The organism is Phenylobacterium deserti (assembly GCF_003254705.1).
GTDB lineage: Bacteria > Pseudomonadota > Alphaproteobacteria > Caulobacterales > Caulobacteraceae > Phenylobacterium > Phenylobacterium deserti.
Window position 1 is genome coordinate 137,047 of record NZ_QFYR01000002.1, and the last position, 24,692, is coordinate 161,738.

Here is a 24,692-nt window from a genome sequence, read left to right on the forward strand (position 1 = left end):
CACACCTTCGACCCGGCCCGGGCCTGCCGCACGCGCGACGGGTGGTTTGACCGTGGACGACGCCCTGCGCTCTCCTGACGCCGGCCGGCCGCGGCTGGCCGAACAGATGGCCACCCACGATTGGGCCTCGACGCCGCTTGGCGCGCGGGAAACCTGGCCGGCCCCGCTGAAGACCATGGTCTCGGTAATGCTGGACAGCCGCCAGCCGATGTTCCTGCTGTGGGGCGAGCGGCGGATCGTGCTCTTCAACGACGCCTATCTGCCGGTGCTGGGCGCGCGAGCTGGGGCCGCGCTGGGCCGCGGGCTGCTGGACGTGTGGCCAGAGCTGGAGCAGGACGTGGGGCCGTTGATCGAGCGCGCCTACGCGGGCGAGGCCCTGCACTTCGACGACCGGCCGTTCGTGCTGGAGCGAAACGGATACCCAGAAGAGGCCTTCTTCAGCTTCTCCTACACGCCGGTGCGGGGCGAGGGGGAGCAGGTCCTGGGCGTGCTCTGCCTCCTGCAGGAGACCACGCGGGAGGTGGCCAGCCGGCGGCGGCAAGCGTTCCTGCTGTCGCTGGAAGCGGCGCTGCGGGTGCTGTCGGACTCCCACGAGATCATCCAGACGGCGCAGCGGATGCTGGGCGAGCACCTGGGCGTCAGCCGCGTGGGTTATGGCCGCGTGGACAGCGAGGCGCGCTTCTTCACCACCGACCGCAACTGGACCGATGGAAGCGTGCCGCATCGGAGCGGCGTCCACGATCTGGCTGGGTTTGGGCCGGACGTGCTGGCCAATCTGCGGAACGGCGTCCCGCTGGTCATCGACGACGCCTATGCCGATCCGCGCACGAACTTCCCTGAGGCCCGGGCCGCGTTCGACGCCATCGACACCCGCGCCGTGATCACGGCGTCGCTGCTGAAGAACGGCAAGATGGCCGCGGCGCTCTATGTCCACGACCGCCAGCCGCGGCGGTGGACCTCCAGCGACGCCGAGCTGGTGCTGGAAACCGCCGAGCGGATCTGGTCGGTGGTGGAGCGGGCCGAAGCCGAGATGCAGGTCGGACGCGTGCTGGAAAGCATGCAGGAGGCCTTCGTTCTGCTGGACCGGCAGTTCCGGGTGGTGCGGATCAACGCCGAAGCGCTGCGACTGGACGGCCGTCCCGCGGAGGCGATGCTGGGGCGCACGCACTGGGAGCTCTGGCCGGGCAGCGAGAACAACATCTTCGGCCAGCTGTATCAGGACGCCATGCGGACCATGCGTCCGGGAAGCCTGGAAGGCCCCTACGACCGTCCGGACGGGCGGCGGGCCTGGATGGAGGTGCGGGTCTATCCGTCCCAGGCCGGGCTGGCGATCTTCTACCGGGACATCAGCCGTCGGCACGAGGCGGCCCAGCGGCAGGCGCGCATCGAGGCCGAGCTGCGGGAGTCGGAAGAGCGCCTGCGGATCGCGCAGCGGGCGGGGCGGATCGGGGCGTTCGAGCTGTTCCCCGACACGGGGATGATCAAGGTCTCCGAGGAGTTCCAGCGCCTGTGGGGCCTTCCCCGCGACGGCGAGTTCAAGACGCACGAGCTGCTGGCGCAGATCAACGCCGACGACCTGAAGCAGGTCGGCACCGGCCAGGCGTACCTGGACAACAATACCCTGGAGTACATCGAGTACCGGATTCGCAGAGCGGACGACGGCCGCGAGCAGTGGATGGCCCGCCGCGGCGAGGTCATCACGGACTCCACCGGACGGCGGCGGTTCCTCGGGGTGTCGTACGAGATCACGGACCGCAAAGAAGCCGAGCTGGCGCTCCAGCGCTTGAACGAGGGGCTGGAGGCGGAGGTCGCCCAACGGACGGCTGAGCGGGACCGGATGTGGCGGCTGTCCACGGATGTAATGCTGGTGGCCGGGTTCGACGCCTCCATCGTGGCGGTCAATCCGGCCTGGACGACCCTTTTCGACTGGAGCGAGGACGAACTCATCGGCCGCGCCTTCCTGGATCTCGTCCATCCGGACGACGTGGCGACCACCCTGGCGGAAGTCGGGCGCCTGGAGCAGGGGCTGACGACCCTGAGGTTCGAGAACCGCTACCGTGGACGGGACGGCGAGTACCGCTGGGTGTCCTGGACCGCCGTGCCGTCGGAGAACTTCATCCATGCCGTCGGCCGTGACGTCACGGCGGAAAAGCTGGCTGCGGCCGAACTGGAGCAGACCCAGGCGGCGCTGCGCCAGGCGCAGAAGATGGAAGCCGTGGGCCAGCTGACCGGCGGCATCGCCCACGACTTCAACAATCTGCTGACCGGAGTCCTCGGCAGCCTGGAGCTGCTGACCCGCCGGCTGCAGCAGGGGCGGCTGAACGAGCTGGATCGATATGTGTCGGCGGCCACGACCAGCGCGAACCGCGCCGCCGCCCTGACCCAGCGGCTGCTGGCGTTCTCGCGACGCCAGCCGCTGGACCCCAAGGCGGTGGACGCCAACCGGCTGCTCAAGGACATGGACGAGCTGCTGCAGCGCACGGTGGGCGAAGCCATCGAGCTGGAGTTCAAGCTGGACAAGGTTTTGTGGACCACGCGTTGCGACCCCCACCAGCTGGAAAGCGGCGTACTGAACCTGGCGATCAACGCCCGGGACGCCATGCCGGACGGCGGGCGGCTGACGCTGGAGACCCGCAACGTCGAAGTGAGCGCCGCAGAAGCGGGGCGCGACCTGACGCCGGGGCCCTACGTCTGCATCTCAGTCAGCGATACGGGATCCGGCATCGCGCCGGAGATCCTCGACCGGGTGGTGGAGCCGTTCTTCACCACCAAGCCGATCGGGCAGGGCACAGGCCTTGGCCTGTCGATGATCTATGGTTTCGCCCAGCAGTCGGAGGGCCACCTGCAGATCGAAAGCCGGGTTGGCGAGGGCACCACGGTGCGCCTGTATCTGCCACGCGCCCAAGGCTCGGTGGACGATCCGGACGAAGAAGCGCCGGCGGAACTCTCACCCGTGGCTGAAGCGCGCCAGGAGGTGGTGCTGGTCGTCGAAGACGAGACGGCCGTGCGAGACTTGGTGATCGAAGTCCTGTCGGAGCTGGGTTACCGCACCTTAGAGGCGACCGACGGGCCCTCAGGGCTGCAGGTGCTGCAGTCCGACAAGCGCATCGATCTTCTGGTCACAGACGTTGGCCTGCCCGGCCTGAACGGGCGGCAGCTGGCGGATGCGGCCCGGGCTGTTCGACCCGAACTGAAGGTGCTGTTCATGACCGGCTACGCAGAGGCGGCCACTCGCGCGTCGGGGTTCCTGGACTTGGGCATGCAGATGATCACGAAGCCGTTCGCCATCGAGGCTCTGACGGTGCGCATCCAGGAGATGTTGGCGGACGGCTAGCGTCCGCGCCTAAAGGAGCCGGCTCTGGGCCGCCTCCTTGAGGGGCAGGATCCCCGGCTCCCGCATGCGGATGGTGAAGGTGGAGCCCTTGTCCGCCTGGATGTCGAGCACGCCGTCGAGCTGCTGGACCAGCGAGCGGACGAGACGCATCCCCAGGCCTTTGCCGCTGGACGCTTCGTGCGGCATGCCGCAGCCGCTGTCGCCGACGGAGAGCACCAGGTCGCCAGCGTCGTGACGAAGGCAGACGCGGATCACGCCGACGTTCGGCGGAGGGAACGCGTGCTTGGCCGCGTTGGTGACAAGCTCGTTGACGACCACGCCCATGGCCACGGCCTTGTCGAGGGGCAAGCTGGCCGGCTCGGCCGCGACTTCCAGCCGGACGCGATCGTCGGTCATCAGCGATCCGGCCAGACGTTCGCACAGGTCGCGCAGGTAGGTGGCGAAATCGACCTGGTCCTTGCTGCTGGAGCGGTAAAGGGCCGCGTGGACGTCGGCGATGGTCTGAATGCGGTCGATGGCGCGGTTGAGGTCTTCGCGGACCTTGGGCGTGGCCGTCAGCCGAGCCTGCATGCCGAGCATGGCGGACACCATGGCAAGGTTGTTCTTCACCCGGTGGTTCAGCTCGTCGAACAACTCCGTGTGGCGGGCTTCGGCCACCTTGCGGTCGGTGATGTCCACGATGAAGAGGGCAAGGCGATCATCGCTCACCCGGCTGAGGTGGATGTCCAGCCAGCTGGTGCGGCCCGCATTGAATTCGAAACTGACCGGCGCGCCCTTGAGCGCCGTTTCGCACGCCTGCAGCCAGGTCGGCGGCGGGTCGCGCAGGATCTCGCTCTGCCGCTTGCCGATGATGCTCTCGTCGGCGCGCAGAAGGCGTAGGAGGGCGGGGTTCGCTTCCAGCACCGTGTAGTCGAGGATCTCGCCCGACGGGGCGCGGACCGCTTTCACCAGTGCGAAGCCGTCGGACACACTTTCGAACAGCGTGCGGTAACGCAGCTCCCGCTCAGCCAAGCGCGCCAGGCCGATGCGTCGACGGCGGAGCAGGGTGTCCAGACGAGCCCCCACCATCGCCACCAGCGCGCCCGAGACTCCGTAAACGACCAAGTTGGCGGCCGGGCCGCCTCCAACCGGCCGGATTGCGGCAGGGCCCAGCAGGAACCACCATCCAAGCGCCGTGCTGATGGCCAGGGTCACCGCCGCCGGCAGCCAGCCTCCAAGGAGGGCGGCGGCGAGCAGTGCGGGATAGAAGAAGCCGAATGCACCCAGGCCCGGGAGCCGCTGACTGAAGGTGGAGTGAAGGGCCGCAGCTGCCAAAACCAGAGCGATGCCAATCAGGGACGCCCATGCGACCCGCATGGCGGAAGGACGACCCTGGACCGAACTGACGCTGGAGCCCCCCATGCGCTTCCCCGATGTTCGCCTTGCAGGCGTATTAAGCGCCTAAACTCAAGCCATGGCGAATCTCGAATCACTGTGCGGAGCAAGTGACGCCGTGAGCTGACGAGATATGCATCAAATGAAAAGCGACGAGAGTGCTACCGCTCGTAGATTAGCGGGGGCAGGTCACCCCTAAATCGTGCTCGCAATTTGGGCAGTGTCTTTGAACATCGCCTGCGTTGAACTGGGTGTGCGCGCTCCTATTGCGGCGGGCGACCGCGGCGGCTCCGCATGCGGTGAACTCTTGATTGTGGTTCGACTGGTGAACTCACTCGCGCGCGCGTTAAGGTTGTGCCTGCCGCAGCGTGGAACGACTCGCCCGAGAGGCGGTTCTCGCCCCGTTCGAAGGAGCTAGGTGATGCGTGGCCTGACCATGTTGCTGATCGCCTTGGCGGCGATCGGAATCTCAATCGTCGTCTACCTGGCGACCGGCGGGCATTTCGTCTTCTTTTTCCTGCCTTTGCTGTTCGGTCTTCCGCTGCTGGGGCGCCGCCGAAACTGATGGCCAGAACATTCAGACCTCCGGGAACCTGGGCCGCCCGGAGGAACTTGATGGAACGCCGAAACCAAGAACGGGAGATTGAAAACATGCGTGTTGTTGCTTGCGCCGTGGCCCTTGCTGCGGCTGGACTTCTGACGGCCTGCGCCTCCAACGGCGGCGGGGACATGGCGAGCACCGGGACGGCGTCGACCGCCTCCAACACCAGCACCGGCGGCGCCTACGCCGCGAGCTCCGACCCGAGCGCCACCAGCGATGCGTCGGCGACGGCGGGCGCGACCCAAGGCTCCAGCAGCATGAGCGGCTCCAGCAGCATGGGCACCTCCACCGGCATGACCGGCTCGACGGGCACGTCGACCGACATGCGCGCCGGCGAACGCGGCTAAGCCCGAGGCGAGCATGGGGGCGGGCGTAAACGCCAAGAGGCCAAGCGCGCGCCTCTCGGTTCTGCTGGCAGGCGCGGCGGCGGTGCATCTGGCATGCGTCGCCGCGCCGGCTTTCGCACAATCACCCTCCGGCTGGACCGATCCGCCGGTGGGATCGGCCGCGCCTATGGCGCAGCCGGATGCGGCCGTTCGTGCGGCCCTGCGGGAGAGCTATCTCGCGGGCCATGGCTCGCACGAGACGGCGAGCTTCTATCGCGATCGCGGCTATGCGCCGCTTTGGACTGCAGGCGGCGCCGTGCGTCCAGAGGCGCGTCGGTTGGCGGAAGTGTTGACGCAGGATGGCGCAGACCGTGAGCACGAGCTGCTCAGCGCCCTGGAGGCTGCCGAGGGCAGCGACGCCGTGGCTCTGGCCCGCGCAGAGATCGCGCTCTCGGACGCGTTGGCGGCGCGACGTGCGCCGGCTGGCGAAGCCGATGGCGGTCTCGCGTTCATCGACACTGAGATCGCGCCCGTGTGGCTCGGCGGCGCCAAGGCTTTGGAAGCCGCGGCGAAGGCGTCGTCGTTGGCGACGTTCGTGGACGAGGCCAGCCGGCGCAATCCCCTGCAGGAGGCGCTGTCCAAAGGGCTGGAACGATATCGCGCCAGCTGGGGCAGCCTGCCGGAGGTGAAGGTCGCGGCCGGGCCGGTGCTGGCCGCTGGCGCAACCGGCGTACGCGTCAAGCAGCTGCGCCGCCGCCTGGGTCTGCCGGAGGCGGGGGCGTACGACACTGACCTCGAGGCGGCGGTTTCGAACTTCCAGGCCGCGCATGGGCTCGCGGTGAGCGGACGGGCGGACGCTGCCACGCTGGCGGCGCTGAACGCCGGTCCCTGGCGCTACGAACAGATGATCCTGGCGAGCCTGGAGCGGGCGAAGGCCCTGCCGCCGTCGCTGGGTGAGCGCTACATCCTGGTGAACGCCCCGGCCGGAGAGCTGAAGCTCTACGACGGCGGGCAGATGGTGAAGCGAATGAAGGTGGTGGTGGGCAAGCCCACCCTGCCGACCCCGATGATGGCGGGCGTGCTGCGCTACGCCGTCTTCAACCCCTATTGGAACGTGCCCGAGGACCTGGTGCAGACGACCATCGCGCATCGGGTGCTGACGCAAGGGCTGGGCTACCTCGACGCGGACGGCATGGAGGTGTTCGAAAGCTACGAGCCCGACGCGCGCAAGCTCGATCCTGCGGCCGTCGACTGGCGCGGCGTCGCCGCCGGAACGGTGAGCGTGCGGGTGCGCCAGAAGCCCGGGCCGAAGAACATGATGGGGCAGGTGAAGCTGGCCTTCCCGAACCCGCTGGGCATCTACCTGCACGACACGCCGATGAAGGAGCTGTTCGGGCTCGACCAGCGCACGGCGAGTTCCGGGTGCGTGCGGCTGGAGGACGCCATGGCGCTGACCGAGCTGCTGATGGACGGCGAAGCCGAGGCGTTGAAGGCTGCGGCCGCCAATCCCGAGACGCCCGCGCCCCTGCCTAAGGCTGTGCCGGTCTACATCACCTACCTGACGGCCGAGCCGACGGAGGACGGGTTCATCTTCCGGCCGGACGTTTATGGGCGAGACAAGGCGTGGTCCGCGCAGCTGGCCCGGCGGCACGCCGCAGAGCAAGCCCAAGCTCAGGCCGGGGTGACGGAGAACGCAGGCTAGATCCGCGCCTCAGGCTTTCAGCGTGAAGAGGTGTTCGCCCGCCCGGCGCACCTCGATGGCCGCAAGTTCTCCGTCTTCGAGCCGCAGGCGCGCCTTGCGCAACGCCTCCGCCGGCGTCGCGCAGGTGACCGGTTCGAACCGGCGCTCGCCCTGGGGGGTCTCGAGGAAGAGTTCATAGGTCTGGAGCATGGAGGGGCGTGGGTAGCCCCGCCGGCGACGGGAAGCCTTGATCCAGATCAAGAGGGCTGCCGCATGTGTTCTCTGTTTGTTCTTGACGACCGCGCGCGTTTGTCGTAGGTTATTCGTACGGTTGATGAGTGCGCCCGCAGCGCCGCGAAGCGGCGGCAGTGGCGCAGAACGGCCCAGGCGGGCTGAGCTCCCAAGGACAACATCATGAACATGCGGGTTTTTCCGACCGCGGCGATGGCCGCGGCGACCAGCGCTTTGCTGTGCGCCTGCCAGACGGCGGGCGATCCCGGCGCGGTGTTGAGGCAGTTGGGCGAGACCTATGCGCACTGCGAGCGGCACATCACCTACACGGCCGCGGTGGGGGTGCTCGTCCCCGGCGCCTCCATCAGCGGCAGCGTGGACTGCCCGCCGCAGCCGGCGGGCGTGGCGGTGCAGGAGGATCTCTCCGACGTGACCTTCCCATGAGCCGGTTCACCGCGCACCTGGGCCTGCGGCTCGCCGAGCGGGCGGACGGGGCGCCGGAGCTGACGGCGGACGGGCGCTGTTGCTGGCTGGTGGCCGCGCCGCTGACTTACGAGGTGGGCGAGGTGGGCTCCGGCGAGACCATCACCGTGCCGGCCGGCGCGACCACGGACCTTGCGTCCATTCCGCGCCTCGCCTGGTCAATCGGCTATCCGCCGGATGGGCCATGGCTCAAAGCCGCGGTGGTGGATCCACATATCCTTCGACCCGCGGATGCGGCGCCAGGTGCTGACGCGAAGGCCGGGCGGCTACGCGCTGGGACTTCCGTCCGAAGACAGGCCGGAGGACGTCCAGCGAGAGAGGTAGGTGCGCACGTCCCCTGGCCAGCTCGCGACGGCGGCCTGGAACGAGGGCAGATCGGACGCGAACAGCGCCCGGGTGGCGTCTTCGAAGCCTGCCAGATCGCCGGCCAAGGCCGACATGACGCGATAAGCAGCGTCTCGCGCCTGGTGGGAACGGTCGACCTCCGCCGATCGAAGGCGGGCCTGATCAACAAGGCGGCGAAGCGTGGCGGAAGCGCCCCCTGGTTGCGTCGACAGCCAGTCCCAATGGCGCGGCAAAAGCGTCACTTCTCTCGCAACAACCCCCAGCTTCGGTCGCCCGCGGCCACGCGGCGCCTTGGCTGATTCGACTGGGGGCACGGCGAGCGTGGGACCCCGCAGGTCCAAGTCGATCGGGCGGCCGGTGCGATCATCGAAGACCAGGACGTGGGACGCGCCGGAGGCCAGGGCCTCGGCGGCTGCGCACGCGGCGACTCGCGCCGAGCCTTGGGCCAGGCGGCGATGCTGAACAAACACCGTGAAGCTATCGGAAGTATCGCTCATTGCGTCCGGGTATAAACCGGCGGGAGCTCAAAGCGAGAGCGCAGACGCCGAAGCGTCCGCGCTCATCGCAAAGGAAGAAGTGGTGCCGCCGGGCAGGATTGAACTGCCGACCTCAGCCTTACCAAGGATGCGCTCTACCACTGAGCTACGGCGGCGAAAGGCGAGGCGGGCGCTATAGCCAACGATGCGCGCCGGGCCAAGCGCAAAATCGAAGATGTCGAACTTGACCCTGTGGACGAGCCGTCGCACCGGTCGGGAATGGCCGATAACGACACGTCCAAACCGCCAACCGATCGAGAAGCCAAGCTGGCCCAGGCGCTGCGAGCGAACCTGCGCCGTCGCAAGGCGGCAGACAGGCCCGAGACGACCAAACGTTCAGACGACAAACAGGACTGAGGCGGCCTTTGCGCTGCCGCCCCTGGATCGCTAGATAGCTGCCAAGCATCTCCCCGCGCGTCGCGCGGCGCATCGAAGGATTTGGATTGGACCGCATCGCCATCACCGGCGGCGCGCGGCTGGAGGGAGAAATCCCGATCAGCGGCGCCAAGAACTCGGCCATCAAGCTCATGGCCGCCAGCCTGCTGACCGACGAGCCGCTACGGCTCACCAACATGCCGCGTCTGGCGGACACTCGCTTCTTGGGCAAGCTGCTGCAGCGCCTGGGAACCGAGGTGGTCGAAGGCGACGGGGCCGCCGGTCCTGAGACTCTTCTGACGACGCGAGAGATCGTCAGCGGCTTCGCGCCCTATGACCTCGTTCGGCAAATGCGGGCTTCATTCAACGTACTTGGCCCGCTGCTGGCGCGCACCGGTCAGGCCAAGGTTTCGCTGCCTGGCGGCTGCACCATCGGAGCCCGTCCGGTGGATCTGCACCTCAAGGCGCTGGAAGCGCTCGGCGCGCGCATCGATCTGCACGAGGGCTATGTCTACGCCCAGGCGCCGCGCGGCCTGAGCGGCGGCGAGATCGAGTTCCCGTTCGTTTCCGTCGGCGCCACGGAGCACGCGCTGCTCGCCTGTGTCCTGGCGAGCGGCGAGACGGTTCTGAAGAACTCCGCCTGCGAGCCTGAGATCGTCGATCTCGCCGATTGCCTCAACAAGATGGGCGCGAAGATCACCGGCGCTGGCACGCCGACGATCCGCGTGCAGGGCGTCAGCCGCCTGTCGGGCGCGACTCACGCTGTGCTGCCGGATCGGATCGAGACTGGCACCTATGCGCTGGCCGCGGCCATGGCTGGCGGCGAGGTGCGGCTGACCAACACTCGCAGCGACTTCATCCAGGCGCTGCTCGACAAAATGGTCGAGGCGGGAGTTGAAGTCACGCCGCACAACGACGGCATGACGGTGAAGCGCAATGGCGCTCGCCTGAAAGCCGTCGAGGTGGAGACCGATCCCTATCCCGGGTTCGCGACAGACCTGCAGGCCCAGTTCATGGCGTTGATGACGCTGGCCGAAGGCGAGAGCGTCATTCGCGAGACCATCTTCGAGAACCGCTTCATGCATGCGCCGGAGCTGATCCGTCTCGGCGCCGACATCGTCGTGCAAGGCGGCGAAGCGCGGGTGCGTGGCGTCGGCTCTCTGGAGGGCGCGCAGGTAATGGCTACGGACCTTCGCGCATCGGTCAGTCTGGTGATCGCGGGCCTAGCCGCGCGAGGTGAGACGGTGGTGAACCGCGTCTACCACCTGGATCGTGGTTTCGAGCGCCTGGAAGAGAAGCTGGGCGCCTGTGGCGCACACGTTCGCCGGATCAAAGGCGACAACCACGGCGCGGAGGACTGAGATGGCAAAGGCCGCGCCCTTGCGCCTGCTCGCCGAGGATGGCGACGACCTCGCAGTAATCTCCGCCGCGATGCAGGATGCCGTGCTCAAGGTGGGTGACATTGCGTTCGAGCCGAAGGCGCGGCGGCTGACCCTGGCGTTCAACCGCTTCCGCTGGGAAGCAGGTGGCGGCGAGCGCATCCGTTCGGGCCTCCAACTCGGCGGCGTTCTGAAGGTCGAGGCGCGGAAGATCCGCCGAGACGCTAAAGACGCGGTTCTGGAGATCCTGGCCGTCACCTTCGAGCCGGCGGAAGCGCCGGGGGGTGTCGTGACCATCAGCTGCGCGGGCGGTGGGGACATCCGCGCCAGCGTGGAGTGCGTCGAGGCGATCCTGGCCGACGTGTCGCAACCCTGGTCGACACCGCGAACTCCCGCCCACGAAGTTTGATTATGCGTCGTTTCCGGTTCGAAGATCCCGGCTTTCAGGCCGCATTCGCAGCTTTCGTCGATGAACGACGCGAGACGCCCGAAGAGGTGGACGCCATCGTTCGCGACGTGATCGCGGCGGTGCGGGGCGAGGGCCTTGAGGCGCTGCTACGCTTTGCGCGCGAGTTCGACAAAGTGGAGCTGAACGAGCAAAGCATCCGCGTCAGCCCCGAGGAAATCGAGGCGGGCGCCGCTGCTTGCCCAGCCGATGTGCACGAGGCGATCGCCTTCGCCGCCGAGCGGATCCGGCGCTACCACGAACGCCAGCGTCCCGCCGATCAGCGGTTCACGGACGATGCGGGCGTCGAGCTCGGCTGGCGCTGGGGTCCCTTGGACGCGGTCGGCATTTATGTGCCCGGCGGACGTGCGGCCTATCCGTCCACCGTGCTGATGAACGCGGTTCCGGCCGCTGCCGCAGGCGTGGGCCGCATCGCGATGGTCACCCCGCCCGGGAAATTGCAGCCGGCCGTGCTCGCCGCCGCCAAGGCTGCAGGCGTGACGGAGATCTGGCGCGTGGGCGGGGCTCAGGCGGTCGCCGCCTTGGCTTATGGGGCGGGACCGATCCGGCCTGTCGACAAAATCGTCGGACCTGGCAACGCATTCGTCACCGCGGCCAAGCGTCGGGTCTATGGCGCCGTGGGGATCGACGCCCTGGCGGGGCCTTCCGAAATCGTCGTGGTCGCGGACGGAGCGAACAATCCGGACTGGATCGCAGCCGACCTGCTGTCGCAAGCCGAACATGACCCGGCGGCCCAGTCGATCCTGATCACCGACGACGAAGCTTTCGCCGCGAAGGTGGAAGCCGCTGTGGAAGCGCAGATCGCCACCCTTTCGACCGGCGAGACGGCGGAGACTTCCTGGCGCAACCACGGTGCGGTGGTCATCGCACCGCTGGAACAGTCGCCCCCGTTAGTGGACCTGATCGCGCCCGAACACGTGGAGTTCGCGGTCGCAGCTCCGGAAGAGCTGGCTGAGCGGGTGCGGCATGCCGGGGCCATGTTCCTGGGACGGCATGCTCCGGAAGCGATCGGCGACTATGTGGCGGGCTCCAATCATGTGCTGCCCACCAGCCGGGCGGCGCGGTTCTCCTCGGGCCTCTCGTTGTACGATTTCCTGAAACGCACCTCCTTCGTGAAGTGCGACCCGGCGTCCTTCGCCGCCCTGGCGCCTGCCACTGTCGCCCTCGCGGAAGCTGAGGGGCTCCCGGCCCACGCCCGTTCCGCCGCGATCCGCATGGGGCAGGGCTGAGGCCAAGCTCGGCCGACCTGCTCGGATCGTTCTGCTGCCGTCTTCGTTTGAACGCCTTCAAGGCGCGTCCACGAAGCTGAACAGTTCCTGTCAAACCGGCCCAAAGGCCGTTCAGGATGCCGGTTCTAGATTGCGCCTCATCGAGGTCCTGTTGGGCCTCTCAGACACGCAATGGACGGAGAGCGAAGATGAAGACGTCGAAGTTCAGCAAGACGATCAACGGCGCCGCGGCGGCCGCCATGCTGGCCGGTGCGCTGGTGGCGGGCGGGGCGACGACGGCCTCGGCGCAGAGCCTGGTCCCGGGTGTGACCGGCTGCGGCGCGGAAGGCGTGAAGCAGGAGCGCGGCGCGCTGATCGGCGCCCTAGCGGGCGGTCTGCTCGGCAACAGCGTTTCGGGCCGCAACCGGACGACCGGGACTGTTGTCGGCGCGGCGGTCGGCGCGGCTGCTGGCTCGGCTGTGGGCTGCCAGATGCAGCACAACGATGCCCGCCGGAGCTACAGCTCGACCTACACGCGCGGCGGTTACCGGCTGTCTTCCGACATCTCGCCGGCCAGCTACCGCCGGATTGACCAGACGCTGGTTGCGACCAGCACCGTGAACCTGCGCTCGGCTCCGAGCACGCGGGGCGGTCGGGTCGGCCAGCTGCGCTCGGGCGAGCGCTTTGAAGCCCTGGCCGAGGTTCCGGGGACCAACTGGATCCTCGTGGGGCAAGGCGGCGTGGGCGTGGGCTATGTGCACGCCGATTACGTCCGGCCGGTGGGCGCCCGTTACGCGTCCTATCGTTAAGCTCAACGCAAGGCTTGTGGCCCCCGGTGCGATCGCACCGGGGGTCTTTTCGCGTTTTTGCTTGCGGCCGTTGTCGTGCATCGGATGACGACACTGGCCGGTTTGGCCTAAAGCGAATGGGTCGCCTCCACGGAACCCATGGCCACCACGTCCGCAAAGCACCGCCTGCAGAGCGTCGAGCTCGACGAGGACACCCTCGCGGCGGCGTCGCGCGATCAGGAGCAGGAGCGGCAGATCGCCATCTTCGATCTCCTTGAGGAGAACCTGTTTGTGCCGGAAGGCGCGGAGACGGGACCCTACGACCTCAAGATGGGGCTGGTGGAAAATCGTCTGGTGCTGGATGTGCGCGGGCCGGGGTACGAGCGTCGGCACATACTTTCGCTCTCGCCGTTTCGCAGCCTCATCAAGGACTACTTCCTGATCTGCGAGAGCTATTATCAGGCCATCCGCAACTCGACTCCCGCCCAGATCGAGGCCCTGGATATGGGGCGGCGCGGCTTGCACAATGAAGCGTCCGAGTTGCTGCGGACCCGGCTGGCCGGGAAGATCGAGACGAACCTCGACACCGCGCGGCGGCTGTTCACCCTCATCTGTTCCCTCCATTGGCGAGGGTGATGCCGTTGTCGGACGAACAAGCGCCCACGCGCCCTTCCGCCGTTCTGTTCGCCTGCAACTTCAATAGGGTCCGATCGCCGATGGCTGAGGCCTTGCTCAAGCGGCTGGTGGGCGATCAAGTGTTCGTGGACAGCTGCGGGCTGAAGCCCTCGTCAGCGGACCAGCGGGCGGTGGAAGGGGAGGGGGTAGATCCGTTCGCTGAAGCGGTCATGGGCGAGCTCGGCTGCGATCTTTCGCGCCACCGACCCAAGACCTTCGGCGAGCTCAATGACGACTCGTTCGACCTTGTGATCTCGTTGACACCCGAGGCTCAGCACACAGCAGTCGAGCTGTCCCGCGGGCGGGCCACCGAGATCGAATACTGGCCGACCTTCGACCCCACTCTCGTCGAAGGGGCTCGTGAAGCTCGGATCGCCGCTTACCGGGAGGTGCGGGACGCCTTGGCCGCGCGCATCGCGAAACGGTTCGGCGGCTGAGGCGGCATCGACCTCGACCTGCCACCTGCGTTATATGGGGGAGTGGTACCGGCTCGCAGCCTGTGATCAGGGCGCGGGCCGTCCTTTTATGATGCCCCGTTGGAGCCTGCATGGCGAAAGAAGAGCTGCTGGAGTTTCCGGGAACGGTGAGTGAAGTCCTGCCCAACGCGACCTTCCGCGTGAAACTCGAGAACGATCACGAGATCATCGCGCACACGGCTGGGAAGATGCGAAAGAACCGCATCCGCGTGTCGGCTGGCGACAAGGTGCTCGTCGAGATGACCCCGTACGACCTCACCAAAGGTCGCATCACCTTCCGCGTCCGCTAGATCGTATTTCCATTGCAGAATGAGCCGCAGCGCCTGGTCCTGGCCTCCGCCAGCCCCAGACGGCTCGACCTCCTCCGTCAGATCGGGCTTGAGCCCGACGCCGTAAGCGCGGCCGAGGTCGACGAAACACCCCATCCTTCAGAGACACCCCGCCAGCTGGCAAACCGCCTCGCCGTGGCCAAAGGAGAGCGCGTGGCGGCGCAGGAGCCGGCGGCGTTCGTCCTGGCGGCCGACACGGTTGTGGCGCTGGGCCGTCGCATCCTGCCGAAGGCGGAAACGGAAGCTGAGGTGCGGCGCTGCCTCGAGTTGCTGTCCGGACGGAGCCATCGCGTGCTGACCGGCGTTTGCGTGATCGCACCGGGCGGTCGCTCCGCGCACCGACTGGTGGAAACCCGCGTGCGGTTCAAGCGGCTGAGCCGCACGGACGTCGAACTCTATTTGGCGTGCGGCGAAGGCCTGGGGAAGGCCGGCGGCTATGGCGTGCAGGGGCGAGCCGGCGCTTTTGTCACTACCCTGCAGGGGTCCTATCCGAGCGTGGTCGGCCTGCCGCTCTATGAGACGGCCGCCTTGCTCGACGGTCTGGGGTATCGTCGATCATGAGCGAGCGCCGCGCATTCCTCGACCGCAGCGTAGGCGAAACCCGAGGCGTGGTGACTATCGACGATCGCCCGGAGCGGCTGCTGATCCGCCGCGACGGGGACGACCCGAGGACCTCCCTGGGCGCACGCCTCGTTGCACGCGTGGCGAGCGTCGAATCGGCCTTGGCCACGGCCTTCCTCGACCTTGGCGGCGCGGAAGCGATTCTGCCCTTCCGCCCTGACCAGCGGCCAATCCGTGGCGCGTCGGTGGAGGTGGAGATCCGCGCTGAGGCCCGACGCGGGAAGCTGCCGATCGCCCGGCTGGTTGGGCCTGGGGAAGGGGAGCCCCGCCTGCTGGCGCCGCCGCCCACCCTGGAAGAGGCCTTGCGGTCGTACGTGCGTGACGGCGACATCGAAGACGGTCGCTTGGCGCGCGAGGTCGCCGACGAGGCGGAGGCCGAGGTGCTCGAAGTTCTCCATCCTCTGCCCGGCGGCGGCGTGCTTGCTATCGAGCCGACCCGTGCGCTCACCGCAATCGACGTGGACCTAGGTGAGCGCAAGGGCGCGGACGCCAAGAGGGTGGCGCGCCAAGCGAATCTCGCCGCGCTGGCCACGGCCGCTCGTCTGCTGCGCCTGAAGGGTCTGGGCGGCATTGTGGTTCTCGATCTGGTTGGGCGTGGGCACGACGGCAATGCGCTGCTTGCCGCGGCTCGCACCGCCTTTGGCCCGGATAACCCCGGGGTCGCCATTGGGGCCGTGGGACGATTCGGCACCATGGAGCTGTCATTGCCGCGGCGGGTGCAGCCGTTAGCCGAGCGCTTGTGCACCGAGAGCGGCGCCCTGACGCCACGCACCGTGGCTCAACGCTTGGTCCGGCTCCTGGAGACGGAAGGCGCTTCGAACCCGGGCGCTCGCCTGGAGGGGCGCTGTGCTCCGGAGGTGGCGATCGAGGCTTCGCCTCTCGTGCGGAAGCTCGGTGAGCGTCTGGGCGCACGCTTCAACATCGTCAGCGAGCCGACTGCAGCCCGAGAGTTCGTCGAGGTGCGAGCGATATGAGCCAGTCTGGGTGCCCGATCTGCAGCAAACCCACGGCGACGGCGTACCGCCCGTTTTGTTCGCGCCGGTGCGCCGACGTCGATCTTCAGCGCTGGCTCTCCGGCGCCTATGCCGTCCCTGCGGTAGAAGGCGGCGACGGGCCTGGCGAAGAACCTGTTGAAGACTAGCGCGCGGCCGCTGGACTTCCTGAATCGGCTCCCTTATAGAGCCGGCTCCCGCGTCGGCGGCCCTTGCCTGGGTAGCTCAGTTGGTAGAGCAGCGGATTGAAAATCCGCGTGTCGGTGGTTCGAATCCGCCCCCAGGCACCACTTCCTTCCTAATGTCGAAGGTTATACCCTCACAGGGTGTCTGCCGATCGCGCCCGCGATCGCCCGCTGTCTGACCATTTGCACCGGCGGCTGGCTACGCTGGAGGCAGTTTTCGAAACCGCGGTTCCGCCGAAATTGCTGCGCCGCAGCATCGAAATTCCCGGACTAGTGGAATTCTCTAGGCTTATCCTTCGCACAACAATTGTGCGTCGCAGCAGAGCTGCTGTGCGTCGCTGTTTTCCTAGGCAGGGCGGGTGCTCTGACCCCTTGACGCTTTGATATGAGGTTGCCAAAGACCCGAGGCCGCAAGTCTAACATTGCGGTAAGACTTCGAGTTCCTTCGGGGACACGGGGTCGCCTCGCGCCTTCGAAACGCCCTTCCACGTGTTGTGGAGTACGCGTTACGGGTCGGGCGCAGCGACAGCGGTCTGTCATCTGCTCCGGATAATAATCTGGGTGGGCGGCGGGCTTGTTTCAACTAGGGTGGAGACGCTCTCGCGCGACGACCCTCCGGCCAATCGTGCTAGACCAACCAGGAACTGGCGACAGATGCTCGACAACAAACGGAAGACCCCTTTCATCGCTCTCCTCGGCGCCGTGGCGCTGATGGCGAGCGCGCCGGCGTTCGCTCAGGACGCCGCCGCTCCGGCCGCTCCGGCCGCCGCTGCTCCGGCTGGCGACGCCGCCGCCGCTCCGGCCGCCACCCCCGCTCCGGCTCCGGCTGGCGAAGAGGCTGGCGCGCCCCCGCAAATGGAACACAGCGGCAAGCTCGGCGTCGGCACCATGTTCATGGACGCCGACCCGGTCGTTAAGACCATCATGATCGGCCTCGTGCTGGCCTCGATCTTCTCTTGGACCCTGCTGGTCACCAAGATGATCGAGTTCCGCGGCCTGAACCGCACCTCGGACAACTTCCTCGAAGCCTTCCGCGGCGCGCGCTCGATCACCGACATGGGCCGTATCTCCCAATCGGAAGACTTCCAAGGCAACCCGCTGGCCGACATGGCCGCCGCGGCCGCCGCCGAAGTTGAGCTGTCCCGTCAAGCTGGCCTGCAAGTGGCCGGCGAACACCGCGACACCACCCTGGCCCGCGCTCAAGCCGCGGTCGGCGCGGTGCAAGCCCAGCTGGGCCGTCGCCTGTCGAGCGGCATGCAGTTCCTGGCCTCCGTCGGCTCCAACGGTCCGTTCATCGGTCTGTTCGGCACCGTCTACGGGATCATGAACTCGTTCATCGGCATCGCGAACACCAACACCACCAACCTGGCCGTCGTCGCCCCGGGTATCGCCGAAGCGCTTCTGGCCACCGGCCTGGGTCTCTTCGCCGCCATCCCGTCGGTTATCTTCTACAACTACTTCCAGACGCGGATTTCCGCCTACGGCGCCCGCACTGAAGGTTTTGTGGCTGAACTGATGAACGCGATCTCCCGGCAGCTCGACAAAGGAGCCTAAGCCACATGGGAGCCAAAATGTCAGGCTCTGGGGGCAGCCGCTACGAGACTGATCAGAACGCTGACATCAACGTTACACCCTTCGTGGACGTGATGCTGGTGCTGCTGATCATCTTCATGGTGGCTGCGCCGATGGCCGCGGTGACGGTGGAAGTGACCCTTCCACCGGCCGTCGCGAAGCCAGGGGTCAACCCACCTAAACCCGTCTACATCTCTTTGCAGACGAACGGGCGCCTGTTCATCCAGGACAACGAGACGGACCTTCCCAGCCTTGGGGACGACCTTCGCCGGAGCCTGGGTGAAAAGCGGAACCCGACCAGGGAACGGATCTTCATCCGCGCCGACCGAGACGTCGAATACGGCGACTTCATGGGCGTGATGAACATGCTGCAGGACAATGGGTTCTACAGCGTGGCCCTGGTCGGTGAAGATCGAAACACGTAGGGCGGTGACTCATGGCTGAAGTATCGCAGCAAGACACCGCCTCGCCGGTCTACAACCCGTTCGACGAGCCGAAGCCGAAGAAGAACAAAGGCTTCACCATCGGCTTGATCATCGTGCTCCTGCTGCACGCTCTGCTCGCGCTCTACCTTTGGAAGAGCCGTTTCGAGCCGCAGTTCAAGGAATACGTCGATGACGTGACGGACGTGGAGATCATTAAACCGGCTCCGCCTCCGCCGCCGCCGCCGCCCCCGCCGCCGCCGCCTCCGAACACGCCGCCGCCGCCGCCGCCGCCATCGCTGCAGCCGCGTCCGCCGGTCGCCGTTCCGAGCGTGCCCCAGATCCCGCCGCTGCCGGTTCCGCCGGTTCCGCAACGGATCGAGGACCCGCGTCCGCCGGCCCCAGTGCCGGCTCCGCCGGCCGAAGCGCCGCAGCCCCGTCCGTCGGTTCTCACGAACCCGGATTGGTCGCGTCGCCCGAACGCGGAAGAGCTCGCCCGGTACTATCCGGAACGCGCTCAGCGGATGGGTGTCGAAGGCCGCGCCACGATCAGCTGCTCGGTGACCGCTCGCGGTACGCTCGAGAACTGCTCCGTGGTTTCGGAAGACCCGCCGAACCAAGACTTCGGCGAAGCCACGCTCCGCGCGGCCAAGCTCTTCCGGATGCGTCCGATGACCAAGGATGGCGCCCCCGTGGAAGGCGGCACGGTCCGCATTCCGCTCCGGTGGGTTCTGCCGAAGTGATCGTCGCCGCCACCTGAGGCGGGGACAACCAGGATCAGCCCCGAGGCCTCGCCTCGGGGCTTTTTCTTTGCGCAATCGTGCTGCTCTAGCCGCTCCGGCGCTTGATCAGGAAGCGCAGCGCGACTACAAACCGGCCCTCGCGACGTGCCGCCCTAGCTCAGTTGGTTAGAGCGCCAGATTGTGGCTCTGGAGGTCTCCCGTTCGATCCGGGAGGGCGGTACCATCGCAAAGCATTCAAAGGACTGAGGAATTTCCTCGGTCCTTTTTTGTTTCCAGGGGCTCCGTTGCACTCTGGTTGCAGGCCTCGTTGCACTTTTCGTTCGCGGCCTGTTCAGGGGCGGCCCCGCGGCGGGCGGCGAGCCTCGCCTCGGCCGCGTCGGCCAGGCGGATGCGGTCGGCCTGGCGCCGGTACTGGGCGAAGCTCGAGGCGCTGCCGTGCCCCATCATGGCCGCGCCCTCGGCGTCGCTGCAGCCGGCCAGCGCCAGCTCCACCCCGCGGGTGTGGCGCAGGCCGTGCAGGTCGTAGTCGCCGCTGTCGATGGCCCCGTTCTGATGGAGGCGGGCGACCAGCTTGCGCAGCTCCAGGGCCAGGCCGTCCTCGGTGTACGGCCGGCCGGCCACGTTGTAGACCAGGGTGGTCGTCGCCAGTCTCGGCTCGCCGGGCCGGGCCTTGCGTCCCCGGCGGGGACGGTCCGGCGGGCTTTCCGGCGTGCGCCCCAGCCAGGCCGTCAGCCGCGGATCCTCCGGTACGTCGACGCGGATCCGGCGCTTGCCGGACATGAAGCGGACCCGGCCGGCCTCGCGCGCTGTGCGGGGGATGGCCACCAGGTCGCCGCGGCGGGCGCCCACGTAGCGGCCCACCGCCAGCGCCCGCGCCAGGCCGAACTTCTCCGCCGCGAGCGCCGCCTCCATGACCTTCGCGAACACCGCGTCGGACCAGATCAGGTGCGGCTCCTTCAGCTCGCGCGGCCGGCGCACCTGTCCGACCAGCGGGAAGGGATCCTTGGCCAGCCGACCGGCCACAAGCTGCGGCTTGAGGACGTTCTTGAGCACCTGCAGGCGGATGTTGGCGGCGCGGTGGCCGCGGCGGGCCCAGGCGCCCTTGAGCCGGTCGACGAACGCCGGGGTGAAGGCCGAGACCGCCAGCCGGCCGAGGTCGTCCTCGAACTCCTTGAGGATCAGCCGGTACTCGTACTTGGTGGAGGCGGCCAGGATGCGGAAGTCGGGGCTGGTGAGCTCATAGGCGCGCAGGGCGCCTGAGAAGGTGCTGGGCGGGGCGGCGGCGTCGGGCGCGAGATCGGCGACGAGGGCGGCCACGTGACGGGCCAGCGCCGCTTCGCCGAGGCCGTCGGGCAGCCGCACCGACGGCAGGCCCCGCTTGCGCAGGTAGAGCTGGACCGTGCCGTCAGGGCGCTGGACGCGGTTGACGTACTTCATCGGGCCTCCGCGGACCGGAGCCGCCCCGCTCGGAACGAGGGCTGCGGGCCCGGCGCTCCACGGCGGCCAGGGCCCAGTCGAATCCTTCCAGCATGGCCTGGCAAGCCCCTTCGCCGGCGATCCCCTGGCCGGCCAGCCGCTGCACCAGGGCGTCGAGGTCCTCGCGGCGCCAGCGCTTCAGGCGGGCGGCGACCACGATCGGGGCCACGTTCTCCCGCCGCAGCAGGCTGGCCGCCGTGCCGGGGCCCAGCGTCAGGTAGGCGGCCGCCGTGGCGAGGTCCATCAGCGCGGGCCAGTCGGGGCAGGGGGAGCGGGGCATGTCCGGACATCGGCCTCCTAGACGCAAGCAGGGCACAGGCGCCCTGCCGCCGCCAAGCCGTAGGCCTACCCGTCCGGGAGCCGATCCCGCTTCGGCGCCAGCAACCAGGTTGCGGATTTGCAGTTCATGCACTACTTACTGCAAAAGTGAGAACCGCCATGCTCGCCGCTCAGGAACAGCCCCGCACCGACCTCAAAGAGGTGGACTCCGGCAAGGCGCTGGAAGGGGCGTTCGCGATCCTGGCCAAGTGGCGGGTGTCCGCCGACCAGGCCCGCGTGCTCCTGGGATCCCCGGCCGAGCGCACCTTCTATGCCTGGAAGGCGGGCAATGGGGTGCGGGTCCCGGCCGACACCCTGCGCCGCATCGGCTACATCGCTGGCATCTGGAAGGCGCTGCAGATCGTCTATTCCGATCCGGCGCTGGCCGACTCCTGGATCAGCCGGCCGAACGCGGGCTTCGGCGGCCAGACCCCGCTCGAGCGGATGCTGGCCGGCGACGTGACGGACCTGGCCGCCGTGCGCGCCTACCTCGACAGCGCCCGCGCGCCCTGGAGCTAGACGTGGCCGAGCGGCGCGTGAAGTGGTCGCAGGCCTGGCGCATCATCGCCTCGCGATATCCGCCCATCGACCTCTTCGAGCGGGCCTCTCCCGACCCGCGGGTCTGGGAGGCGCTGATCGCCCTGGAGCAGCTGACAAATCCGCGGGTGCGGGACGAGGCAGGCGACATCCGACTGGTGGCGCCCGAGGACCGCATAGCGGGGCCCGGCGCCAGCTGGGTGATGGCCTCCTTCACCCATGTGAACCCCAGGGGCTCGCGCTTCAGCGACGGACGCTTCGGCGTCTACTACGCCGCCCGGGAGCTGGAGACCGCGATCGCCGAGACCCTCCACCACTTCGAGCGCTTCGCGCGGGACGCGGGCGATCCGGTCCGCACGGAGGACATGCGGGTGCTGGTGGGGACGGTGGACGCGGTGCTCGAGGACGTGGACGCCCTGGCCGAGCCGCGGCGGTCCGCGGTGCTGGATCCCGAGAGCTACGCCGCCTCGCGCGCCTACGCCGCCGAGGTCCGCGACGCCGGCGCGCTGGGCCTCGTCTATCCCAGCGTGCGCCGGGCGGGCGGCCGGTGCGTGGCGGCCTTCACCCCCCGCGCGGTAGGCGTTCCCCGCCAGGAGCGCCACCTGCAGTATCGCTGGAACGGCGAGCGGGTGGACCGCTACTTCGACTACGCCGCCGAGCGCTGGATCCCGGTCTGAGCTCGCCTGACCTCATGGTGCGACCCCGACCGCTGCGGCGGAGGGGCCGCGCTCAGGCCAGCCGGGCCCCGTTCGGCACCTCGCGCTCCGGCGCGGCGAGCACGATGGCGCCCTGCGCGTCGGCCAGTCCGAGGACAAGCACTTCCGAGCGGATGGGTCCGAGCTGGCGGGGCGGGAAGTTCACAACGGCGAGCACGCGGCGGCCCACGAGGTCCTCGGGGCTGTAGCGCTCGGTGATCTGGGCCGCGGACTTCCGCACGCCGAGGGTCGGTCCGAAGTCGATCATCAGGATGTAAGACGGGTTGCGCGCCTGCGGGAAGCGGGCAGCCTCGCGGATCGTGCCGGCGCGCACATCCACCTTCAGGAAGTCGGCGAAGCTGATGGGCTCGGCGGCGGGCGCGGCGGGATCGTGAACCAGGTGCATGGCCGTGAGTACCGCCGCAGGCCGCTCGAGCCTAGAGGCGCGGGGCTTCGCGGCGGGGCAGGCCTGGCGGCTGGCGCATCGGCTTCGGTCCGGACCGCCCCCGTTTCCCCAGGTCGAGGCGCGCCTTCCGCAGTCGCCCCGCACCTGGCGCGGCGAGGATCGCATTTGATGGCCGTCGAAACGGCGGCCGGCGGGAAAGGTTGATCGGGATCCCACGGGCAGCTGGTCCTCATGCAGACCGATCTCTTCCTCTGCACTGCGCGCAGGCCTTCCGGTACGCGCGTCGACCTCTACAGGCTCGCGGGCGGCGCGCTGCTCTACATCCCCATCGTCCCAGGATGGGAGCAGCAGTGGGACCGGATCTTGCGGGAGCGGCGATCCGGGCCGGCGGACGTCCCGTACCCCTGAGGCGGAGAGGCTCGTGACGCGCCGCCGCGGCGGCCCGCGCACCGCGCCTCCCAGCTTCCCGAGCGGGAAGATCGAACTGCCTGGACGGGCGCTTGCATCAGAAACTTCCCGAGCGGGAAGAATGCGGCGGCTGCGGGCGCCCCCGCCGGCGCCAGCGGAACGGCAGCAAGGCTACCTGGCGATGCCGCGAACCACCCCGGTGTCCGCCGCCCTTGACCCCTCGGCCGCCGACGAGCCCTGAGCCGGCCCGGGCAGCGCAGGTCCGTCCGGGAGGGACGGCGGGCAGGGGGAACGCCGGTCCGCCAGGGGCTTGCGTAAGGCCGCGTTCAGCCGGCGGCTGCGCCGTCCGCGCCGGTGCAGCGCTCCGCCGCGACAGGCGCCGGTTCGGCCGCCGCCGGCTGGAGGTAGAGCATCGGGCGCGCCACATCGATCACTGCACGCTGCCGGCGCATCACGTCCTGGCCGATGATGCCGTGGATGGGCGTGGCGGACAGGCGGCCGAGCACGGTCGTCAGCTGGGAAAGGTCGGCCAGCATCAGGTGCTCCTGGCGGATGCTCACGGCGCCGACCTGCAGTGCGTCGATCGCCGACCTGGAGGCCTGCAGGCCGCCGCCGAGCCCCATGGCCGCGCCCGCGACTCCGCGCTGCGGCGAGAGGCCGAACATCTCGGCGTAGCCGGCGTGGACGACGCTGACGTTCGCCCCCGTGTCCAGCACGAAGGTGGCCGGCTTGCCGTTGATCTGTCCCTCCACGGTCTGGTGCCCGCTGACCAGCCGGCTCAGCGGCACGGCGCTGAAGCCGAGCAGGCACAGGGCGTGGTCCACCGTGCCGGCCTGCTCCGGGCGGTACTCGACGCTTGAGGCCGGCGCGGGTGGGGACAGGCTGTCGCACCCGGCGGCGAGCACGCCGAACAGGGCGAGGATCAGGGGTGTGCGTCGGCTCATGCTCCGCGCAATCCGCGCCGGACGGCGGGGTTCCGCCTGTTGGCGATCGCCCGTCGCATCGCAGCCTCGAGCCGGCTATCCGGCGCGCCGCAGGCGCGTCGTCGCCTCCGCCGTCGTGGCGTTCTCGATCTTCGTCCAGAGGCTGAGCATGCCCTGGATGATCCACCGCCTCGGCCTGACCCGTCCGGCCGCCGACCCGGCGGATCGGCAAGACCCGGCGACGCGGCCGGCTAGCGGCGGCGCCCGTGAGATAGGCCGGGACACGCATGAGATCCGCGGCGAACGGACCGCCGCGCCGTCCAGCGGCAAGGGGGCGTTCGGCTTCAGTCGATGGAGGCTTGTCTCGCCGCGGAGGCCGGCGATCGTCCGTGACAAGCGAGTCGCTCAGAGCGCAAGCGATCGAGCGACTGTATAAAACCTACAGAAAATCTTTGGCGCTGTACCCTTTATGTTCTAGTCTGAGCGCATGACCCATTCGCGTTCCCGCCGGGCGCCGGCCGCCCTTTCTCTCAAAATCGGAGCCTGGTTTGAAGCCCAGGCCACCGGTTGGGCGGTGCTCGCCATCCCCGCGATCCTGGTGCTGCTGGCCGCCGTGACGGTGGCGGGATGGCTGCTGACCTGACGCGCGCGGCGCACGATCGCCGTGGCGCAGCCGTTCGGCGGCCGCCGCGGCGTTCCCGCAGATGGGCCGCGGAGCCGGCCAGCAGGATGGGAGGCGGAGGAAGGGCTCAGGCGGACGGCCCCGGCGTGGGGTCGGAAACCTGAA

The 24,692-nt window shown here is 68.5% G+C and carries 29 protein-coding genes, 3 tRNA genes and 1 pseudogene; 25 read left to right on the top strand and 8 right to left on the bottom strand.

What is annotated here, in order from left to right; translation table 11 throughout:
- Positions 1–52 precede the first annotated feature (52 nt).
- Entirely contained in the window at positions 53–3,334 is a 3,282-nt protein-coding gene (locus tag DJ018_RS10310) for a PAS domain S-box protein (protein ID WP_205853747.1), read from the top strand.
- A gap of 9 nt (positions 3,335–3,343) precedes the next feature.
- Here DJ018_RS10310 and DJ018_RS10315 read toward each other — a convergent pair whose 3' ends face one another.
- The gene (locus DJ018_RS10315) at positions 3,344–4,735 is read right to left on the bottom strand and encodes a sensor histidine kinase (protein WP_111514879.1); all 1,392 of its coding nucleotides are present in this window, start codon (positions 4,733–4,735) and stop codon (positions 3,344–3,346) included.
- Between the two features lie 394 nt (positions 4,736–5,129).
- On the opposite strand from DJ018_RS10315, the gene DJ018_RS19165 reads away from it, so the two are divergent.
- The 3 genes from DJ018_RS19165 (at position 5,130) to DJ018_RS10325 (ending at position 7,337) form a co-directional block, all read left to right on the top strand.
- Positions 5,130–5,273 carry a hypothetical protein gene (locus DJ018_RS19165; RefSeq protein ID WP_165842870.1) on the top strand — a complete coding sequence of 48 codons (144 nt, stop codon included), beginning with the start codon at positions 5,130–5,132 and terminating at the stop codon, positions 5,271–5,273.
- Between the two features lie 86 nt (positions 5,274–5,359).
- On the top strand, positions 5,360–5,656 hold the full coding sequence (locus DJ018_RS10320) for a hypothetical protein (protein WP_133254263.1): 297 nt from the start codon (positions 5,360–5,362) through the stop codon (positions 5,654–5,656).
- Positions 5,657–5,669: 13 nt separating this feature from the next.
- Positions 5,670–7,337 carry a L,D-transpeptidase family protein gene (locus DJ018_RS10325; RefSeq protein WP_111514881.1) on the top strand — a complete coding sequence of 556 codons (1,668 nt, stop codon included), beginning with the start codon at positions 5,670–5,672 and terminating at the stop codon, positions 7,335–7,337.
- 9 nt (positions 7,338–7,346) lie between these two features.
- Here the strand turns inward: DJ018_RS10325 and DJ018_RS10330 are convergent, their stop codons facing one another.
- The gene (locus DJ018_RS10330; protein WP_111514882.1) at positions 7,347–7,577 is read right to left on the bottom strand and encodes a hypothetical protein; all 231 of its coding nucleotides are present in this window, start codon (positions 7,575–7,577) and stop codon (positions 7,347–7,349) included.
- A 153-nt stretch (positions 7,578–7,730) separates the two neighbouring features.
- Here DJ018_RS10330 and DJ018_RS10335 point away from each other — a divergent pair, with 153 nt between their 5' ends.
- Positions 7,731–7,991, top strand: a complete 261-nt coding sequence (locus tag DJ018_RS10335; protein WP_111514883.1) for a hypothetical protein — start codon at positions 7,731–7,733, stop codon at positions 7,989–7,991.
- Positions 7,988–8,239: pseudogene (locus DJ018_RS19635) on the top strand (DUF1353 domain-containing protein); the annotation flags it as partial. The gene DJ018_RS10335 and the pseudogene DJ018_RS19635, both read left to right, overlap by 4 nt.
- A gap of 57 nt (positions 8,240–8,296) precedes the next feature.
- Here DJ018_RS19635 and DJ018_RS10345 read toward each other — a convergent pair.
- Both DJ018_RS10345 and DJ018_RS10350 read right to left on the bottom strand, forming a co-directional pair.
- Entirely contained in the window at positions 8,297–8,872 is a 576-nt protein-coding gene (locus DJ018_RS10345) for a DUF2239 family protein (RefSeq protein WP_111514884.1), read from the bottom strand.
- A gap of 80 nt (positions 8,873–8,952) precedes the next feature.
- Positions 8,953–9,027: transfer RNA gene (locus tag DJ018_RS10350), tRNA-Thr, on the bottom strand.
- Between the two features lie 327 nt (positions 9,028–9,354).
- Between DJ018_RS10350 and murA the strand changes: the two genes are divergently transcribed.
- The 15 genes from murA to DJ018_RS10425 all read left to right on the top strand — a co-directional run bounded on the left by murA (position 9,355) and on the right by DJ018_RS10425 (position 19,365).
- On the top strand, positions 9,355–10,647 hold the full coding sequence (gene murA / locus DJ018_RS10355; protein ID WP_111514885.1) for a UDP-N-acetylglucosamine 1-carboxyvinyltransferase: 1,293 nt from the start codon (positions 9,355–9,357) through the stop codon (positions 10,645–10,647).
- 1 nt (position 10,648) lies between these two features.
- A complete protein-coding gene (locus tag DJ018_RS10360; protein WP_111514886.1) occupies positions 10,649–11,074 on the top strand; it encodes a DUF2948 family protein in 426 nt (141 codons plus the stop codon).
- A 2-nt stretch (positions 11,075–11,076) separates the two neighbouring features.
- Complete coding sequence (gene hisD, locus DJ018_RS10365; protein WP_111514887.1) at positions 11,077–12,360, top strand: histidinol dehydrogenase; 1,284 nt, start codon at positions 11,077–11,079, stop codon at positions 12,358–12,360.
- A gap of 188 nt (positions 12,361–12,548) precedes the next feature.
- Positions 12,549–13,148: an SH3 domain-containing protein gene (locus DJ018_RS10370; protein ID WP_111514888.1), complete on the top strand. Its 600-nt coding sequence runs from the start codon at positions 12,549–12,551 to the stop codon at positions 13,146–13,148.
- Positions 13,149–13,286: 138 nt separating this feature from the next.
- Complete coding sequence (locus DJ018_RS10375) at positions 13,287–13,763, top strand: UPF0262 family protein (protein WP_111514889.1); 477 nt, start codon at positions 13,287–13,289, stop codon at positions 13,761–13,763.
- On the top strand, positions 13,763–14,239 hold the full coding sequence (locus tag DJ018_RS10380; RefSeq protein WP_111514890.1) for an arsenate-mycothiol transferase ArsC: 477 nt from the start codon (positions 13,763–13,765) through the stop codon (positions 14,237–14,239). The genes DJ018_RS10375 and DJ018_RS10380 overlap by 1 nt, the downstream gene beginning before the upstream one ends.
- A gap of 110 nt (positions 14,240–14,349) precedes the next feature.
- Positions 14,350–14,568, top strand: coding sequence for a translation initiation factor IF-1 (gene infA / locus DJ018_RS10385; protein ID WP_111458197.1), 219 nt, complete (start codon positions 14,350–14,352; stop codon positions 14,566–14,568).
- A gap of 12 nt (positions 14,569–14,580) precedes the next feature.
- Entirely contained in the window at positions 14,581–15,168 is a 588-nt protein-coding gene (locus tag DJ018_RS10390) for a Maf family protein (protein ID WP_111514891.1), read from the top strand.
- Positions 15,165–16,202: a ribonuclease E/G gene (locus DJ018_RS10395; protein WP_111514892.1), complete on the top strand. Its 1,038-nt coding sequence runs from the start codon at positions 15,165–15,167 to the stop codon at positions 16,200–16,202. The genes DJ018_RS10390 and DJ018_RS10395 overlap by 4 nt, the downstream gene beginning before the upstream one ends.
- Positions 16,199–16,369: a DNA gyrase inhibitor YacG gene (locus DJ018_RS10400; RefSeq protein ID WP_111514893.1), complete on the top strand. Its 171-nt coding sequence runs from the start codon at positions 16,199–16,201 to the stop codon at positions 16,367–16,369. Before DJ018_RS10395 ends, DJ018_RS10400 begins: the two co-directional genes overlap by 4 nt.
- Before the next feature lie 65 nt (positions 16,370–16,434).
- A tRNA-Phe gene (locus DJ018_RS10405) sits at positions 16,435–16,510 on the top strand.
- A gap of 549 nt (positions 16,511–17,059) precedes the next feature.
- Positions 17,060–17,959, top strand: coding sequence for a tonB-system energizer ExbB (gene exbB, locus DJ018_RS10410; protein ID WP_111514894.1), 900 nt, complete (start codon positions 17,060–17,062; stop codon positions 17,957–17,959).
- A gap of 5 nt (positions 17,960–17,964) precedes the next feature.
- Positions 17,965–18,402, top strand: coding sequence for an ExbD/TolR family protein (locus DJ018_RS10415; protein WP_111514895.1), 438 nt, complete (start codon positions 17,965–17,967; stop codon positions 18,400–18,402).
- An 11-nt stretch (positions 18,403–18,413) separates the two neighbouring features.
- Complete coding sequence (locus DJ018_RS10420) at positions 18,414–19,142, top strand: energy transducer TonB (RefSeq protein ID WP_111514896.1); 729 nt, start codon at positions 18,414–18,416, stop codon at positions 19,140–19,142.
- A gap of 146 nt (positions 19,143–19,288) precedes the next feature.
- Positions 19,289–19,365, top strand: a tRNA-His gene (locus DJ018_RS10425).
- An 11-nt stretch (positions 19,366–19,376) separates the two neighbouring features.
- On the opposite strand, the gene DJ018_RS10430 is transcribed toward DJ018_RS10425, so the two are convergent.
- Entirely contained in the window at positions 19,377–20,579 is a 1,203-nt protein-coding gene (locus DJ018_RS10430; RefSeq protein WP_111514897.1) for a tyrosine-type recombinase/integrase, read from the bottom strand.
- On the bottom strand, positions 20,548–20,898 hold the full coding sequence (locus DJ018_RS10435) for a hypothetical protein (RefSeq protein ID WP_111514898.1): 351 nt from the start codon (positions 20,896–20,898) through the stop codon (positions 20,548–20,550). Before DJ018_RS10435 ends, DJ018_RS10430 begins: the two co-directional genes overlap by 32 nt.
- A 158-nt stretch (positions 20,899–21,056) precedes the next feature.
- On the opposite strand from DJ018_RS10435, the gene DJ018_RS10440 reads away from it, so the two are divergent.
- Together DJ018_RS10440 and DJ018_RS10445 are read left to right on the top strand one after the other, a co-directional pair.
- On the top strand, positions 21,057–21,455 hold the full coding sequence (locus DJ018_RS10440) for an MbcA/ParS/Xre antitoxin family protein (RefSeq protein WP_111514899.1): 399 nt from the start codon (positions 21,057–21,059) through the stop codon (positions 21,453–21,455).
- Positions 21,456–21,457: 2 nt separating this feature from the next.
- The gene (locus DJ018_RS10445; RefSeq protein WP_205853748.1) at positions 21,458–22,150 is read left to right on the top strand and encodes an RES family NAD+ phosphorylase; all 693 of its coding nucleotides are present in this window, start codon (positions 21,458–21,460) and stop codon (positions 22,148–22,150) included.
- 52 nt (positions 22,151–22,202) lie between these two features.
- Here DJ018_RS10445 and DJ018_RS10450 read toward each other — a convergent pair whose 3' ends face one another.
- The gene (locus DJ018_RS10450) at positions 22,203–22,574 is read right to left on the bottom strand and encodes a tRNA-binding protein (protein WP_111514900.1); all 372 of its coding nucleotides are present in this window, start codon (positions 22,572–22,574) and stop codon (positions 22,203–22,205) included.
- Between DJ018_RS10450 and DJ018_RS19170 the strand changes: the two genes are divergently transcribed.
- Positions 22,573–22,743, top strand: coding sequence for a hypothetical protein (locus DJ018_RS19170; RefSeq protein WP_165842871.1), 171 nt, complete (start codon positions 22,573–22,575; stop codon positions 22,741–22,743). The two genes, DJ018_RS10450 and DJ018_RS19170, sit on opposite strands and share 2 nt — an antisense overlap.
- Before the next feature lie 565 nt (positions 22,744–23,308).
- Here the strand turns inward: DJ018_RS19170 and DJ018_RS10455 are convergent.
- Entirely contained in the window at positions 23,309–23,926 is a 618-nt protein-coding gene (locus tag DJ018_RS10455) for a retropepsin-like aspartic protease (protein ID WP_111514901.1), read from the bottom strand.
- A gap of 466 nt (positions 23,927–24,392) precedes the next feature.
- Between DJ018_RS10455 and DJ018_RS19175 the strand changes: the two genes are divergently transcribed.
- Entirely contained in the window at positions 24,393–24,548 is a 156-nt protein-coding gene (locus DJ018_RS19175; protein ID WP_165842872.1) for a hypothetical protein, read from the top strand.
- Positions 24,549–24,692: the final 144 nt, after the last annotated feature.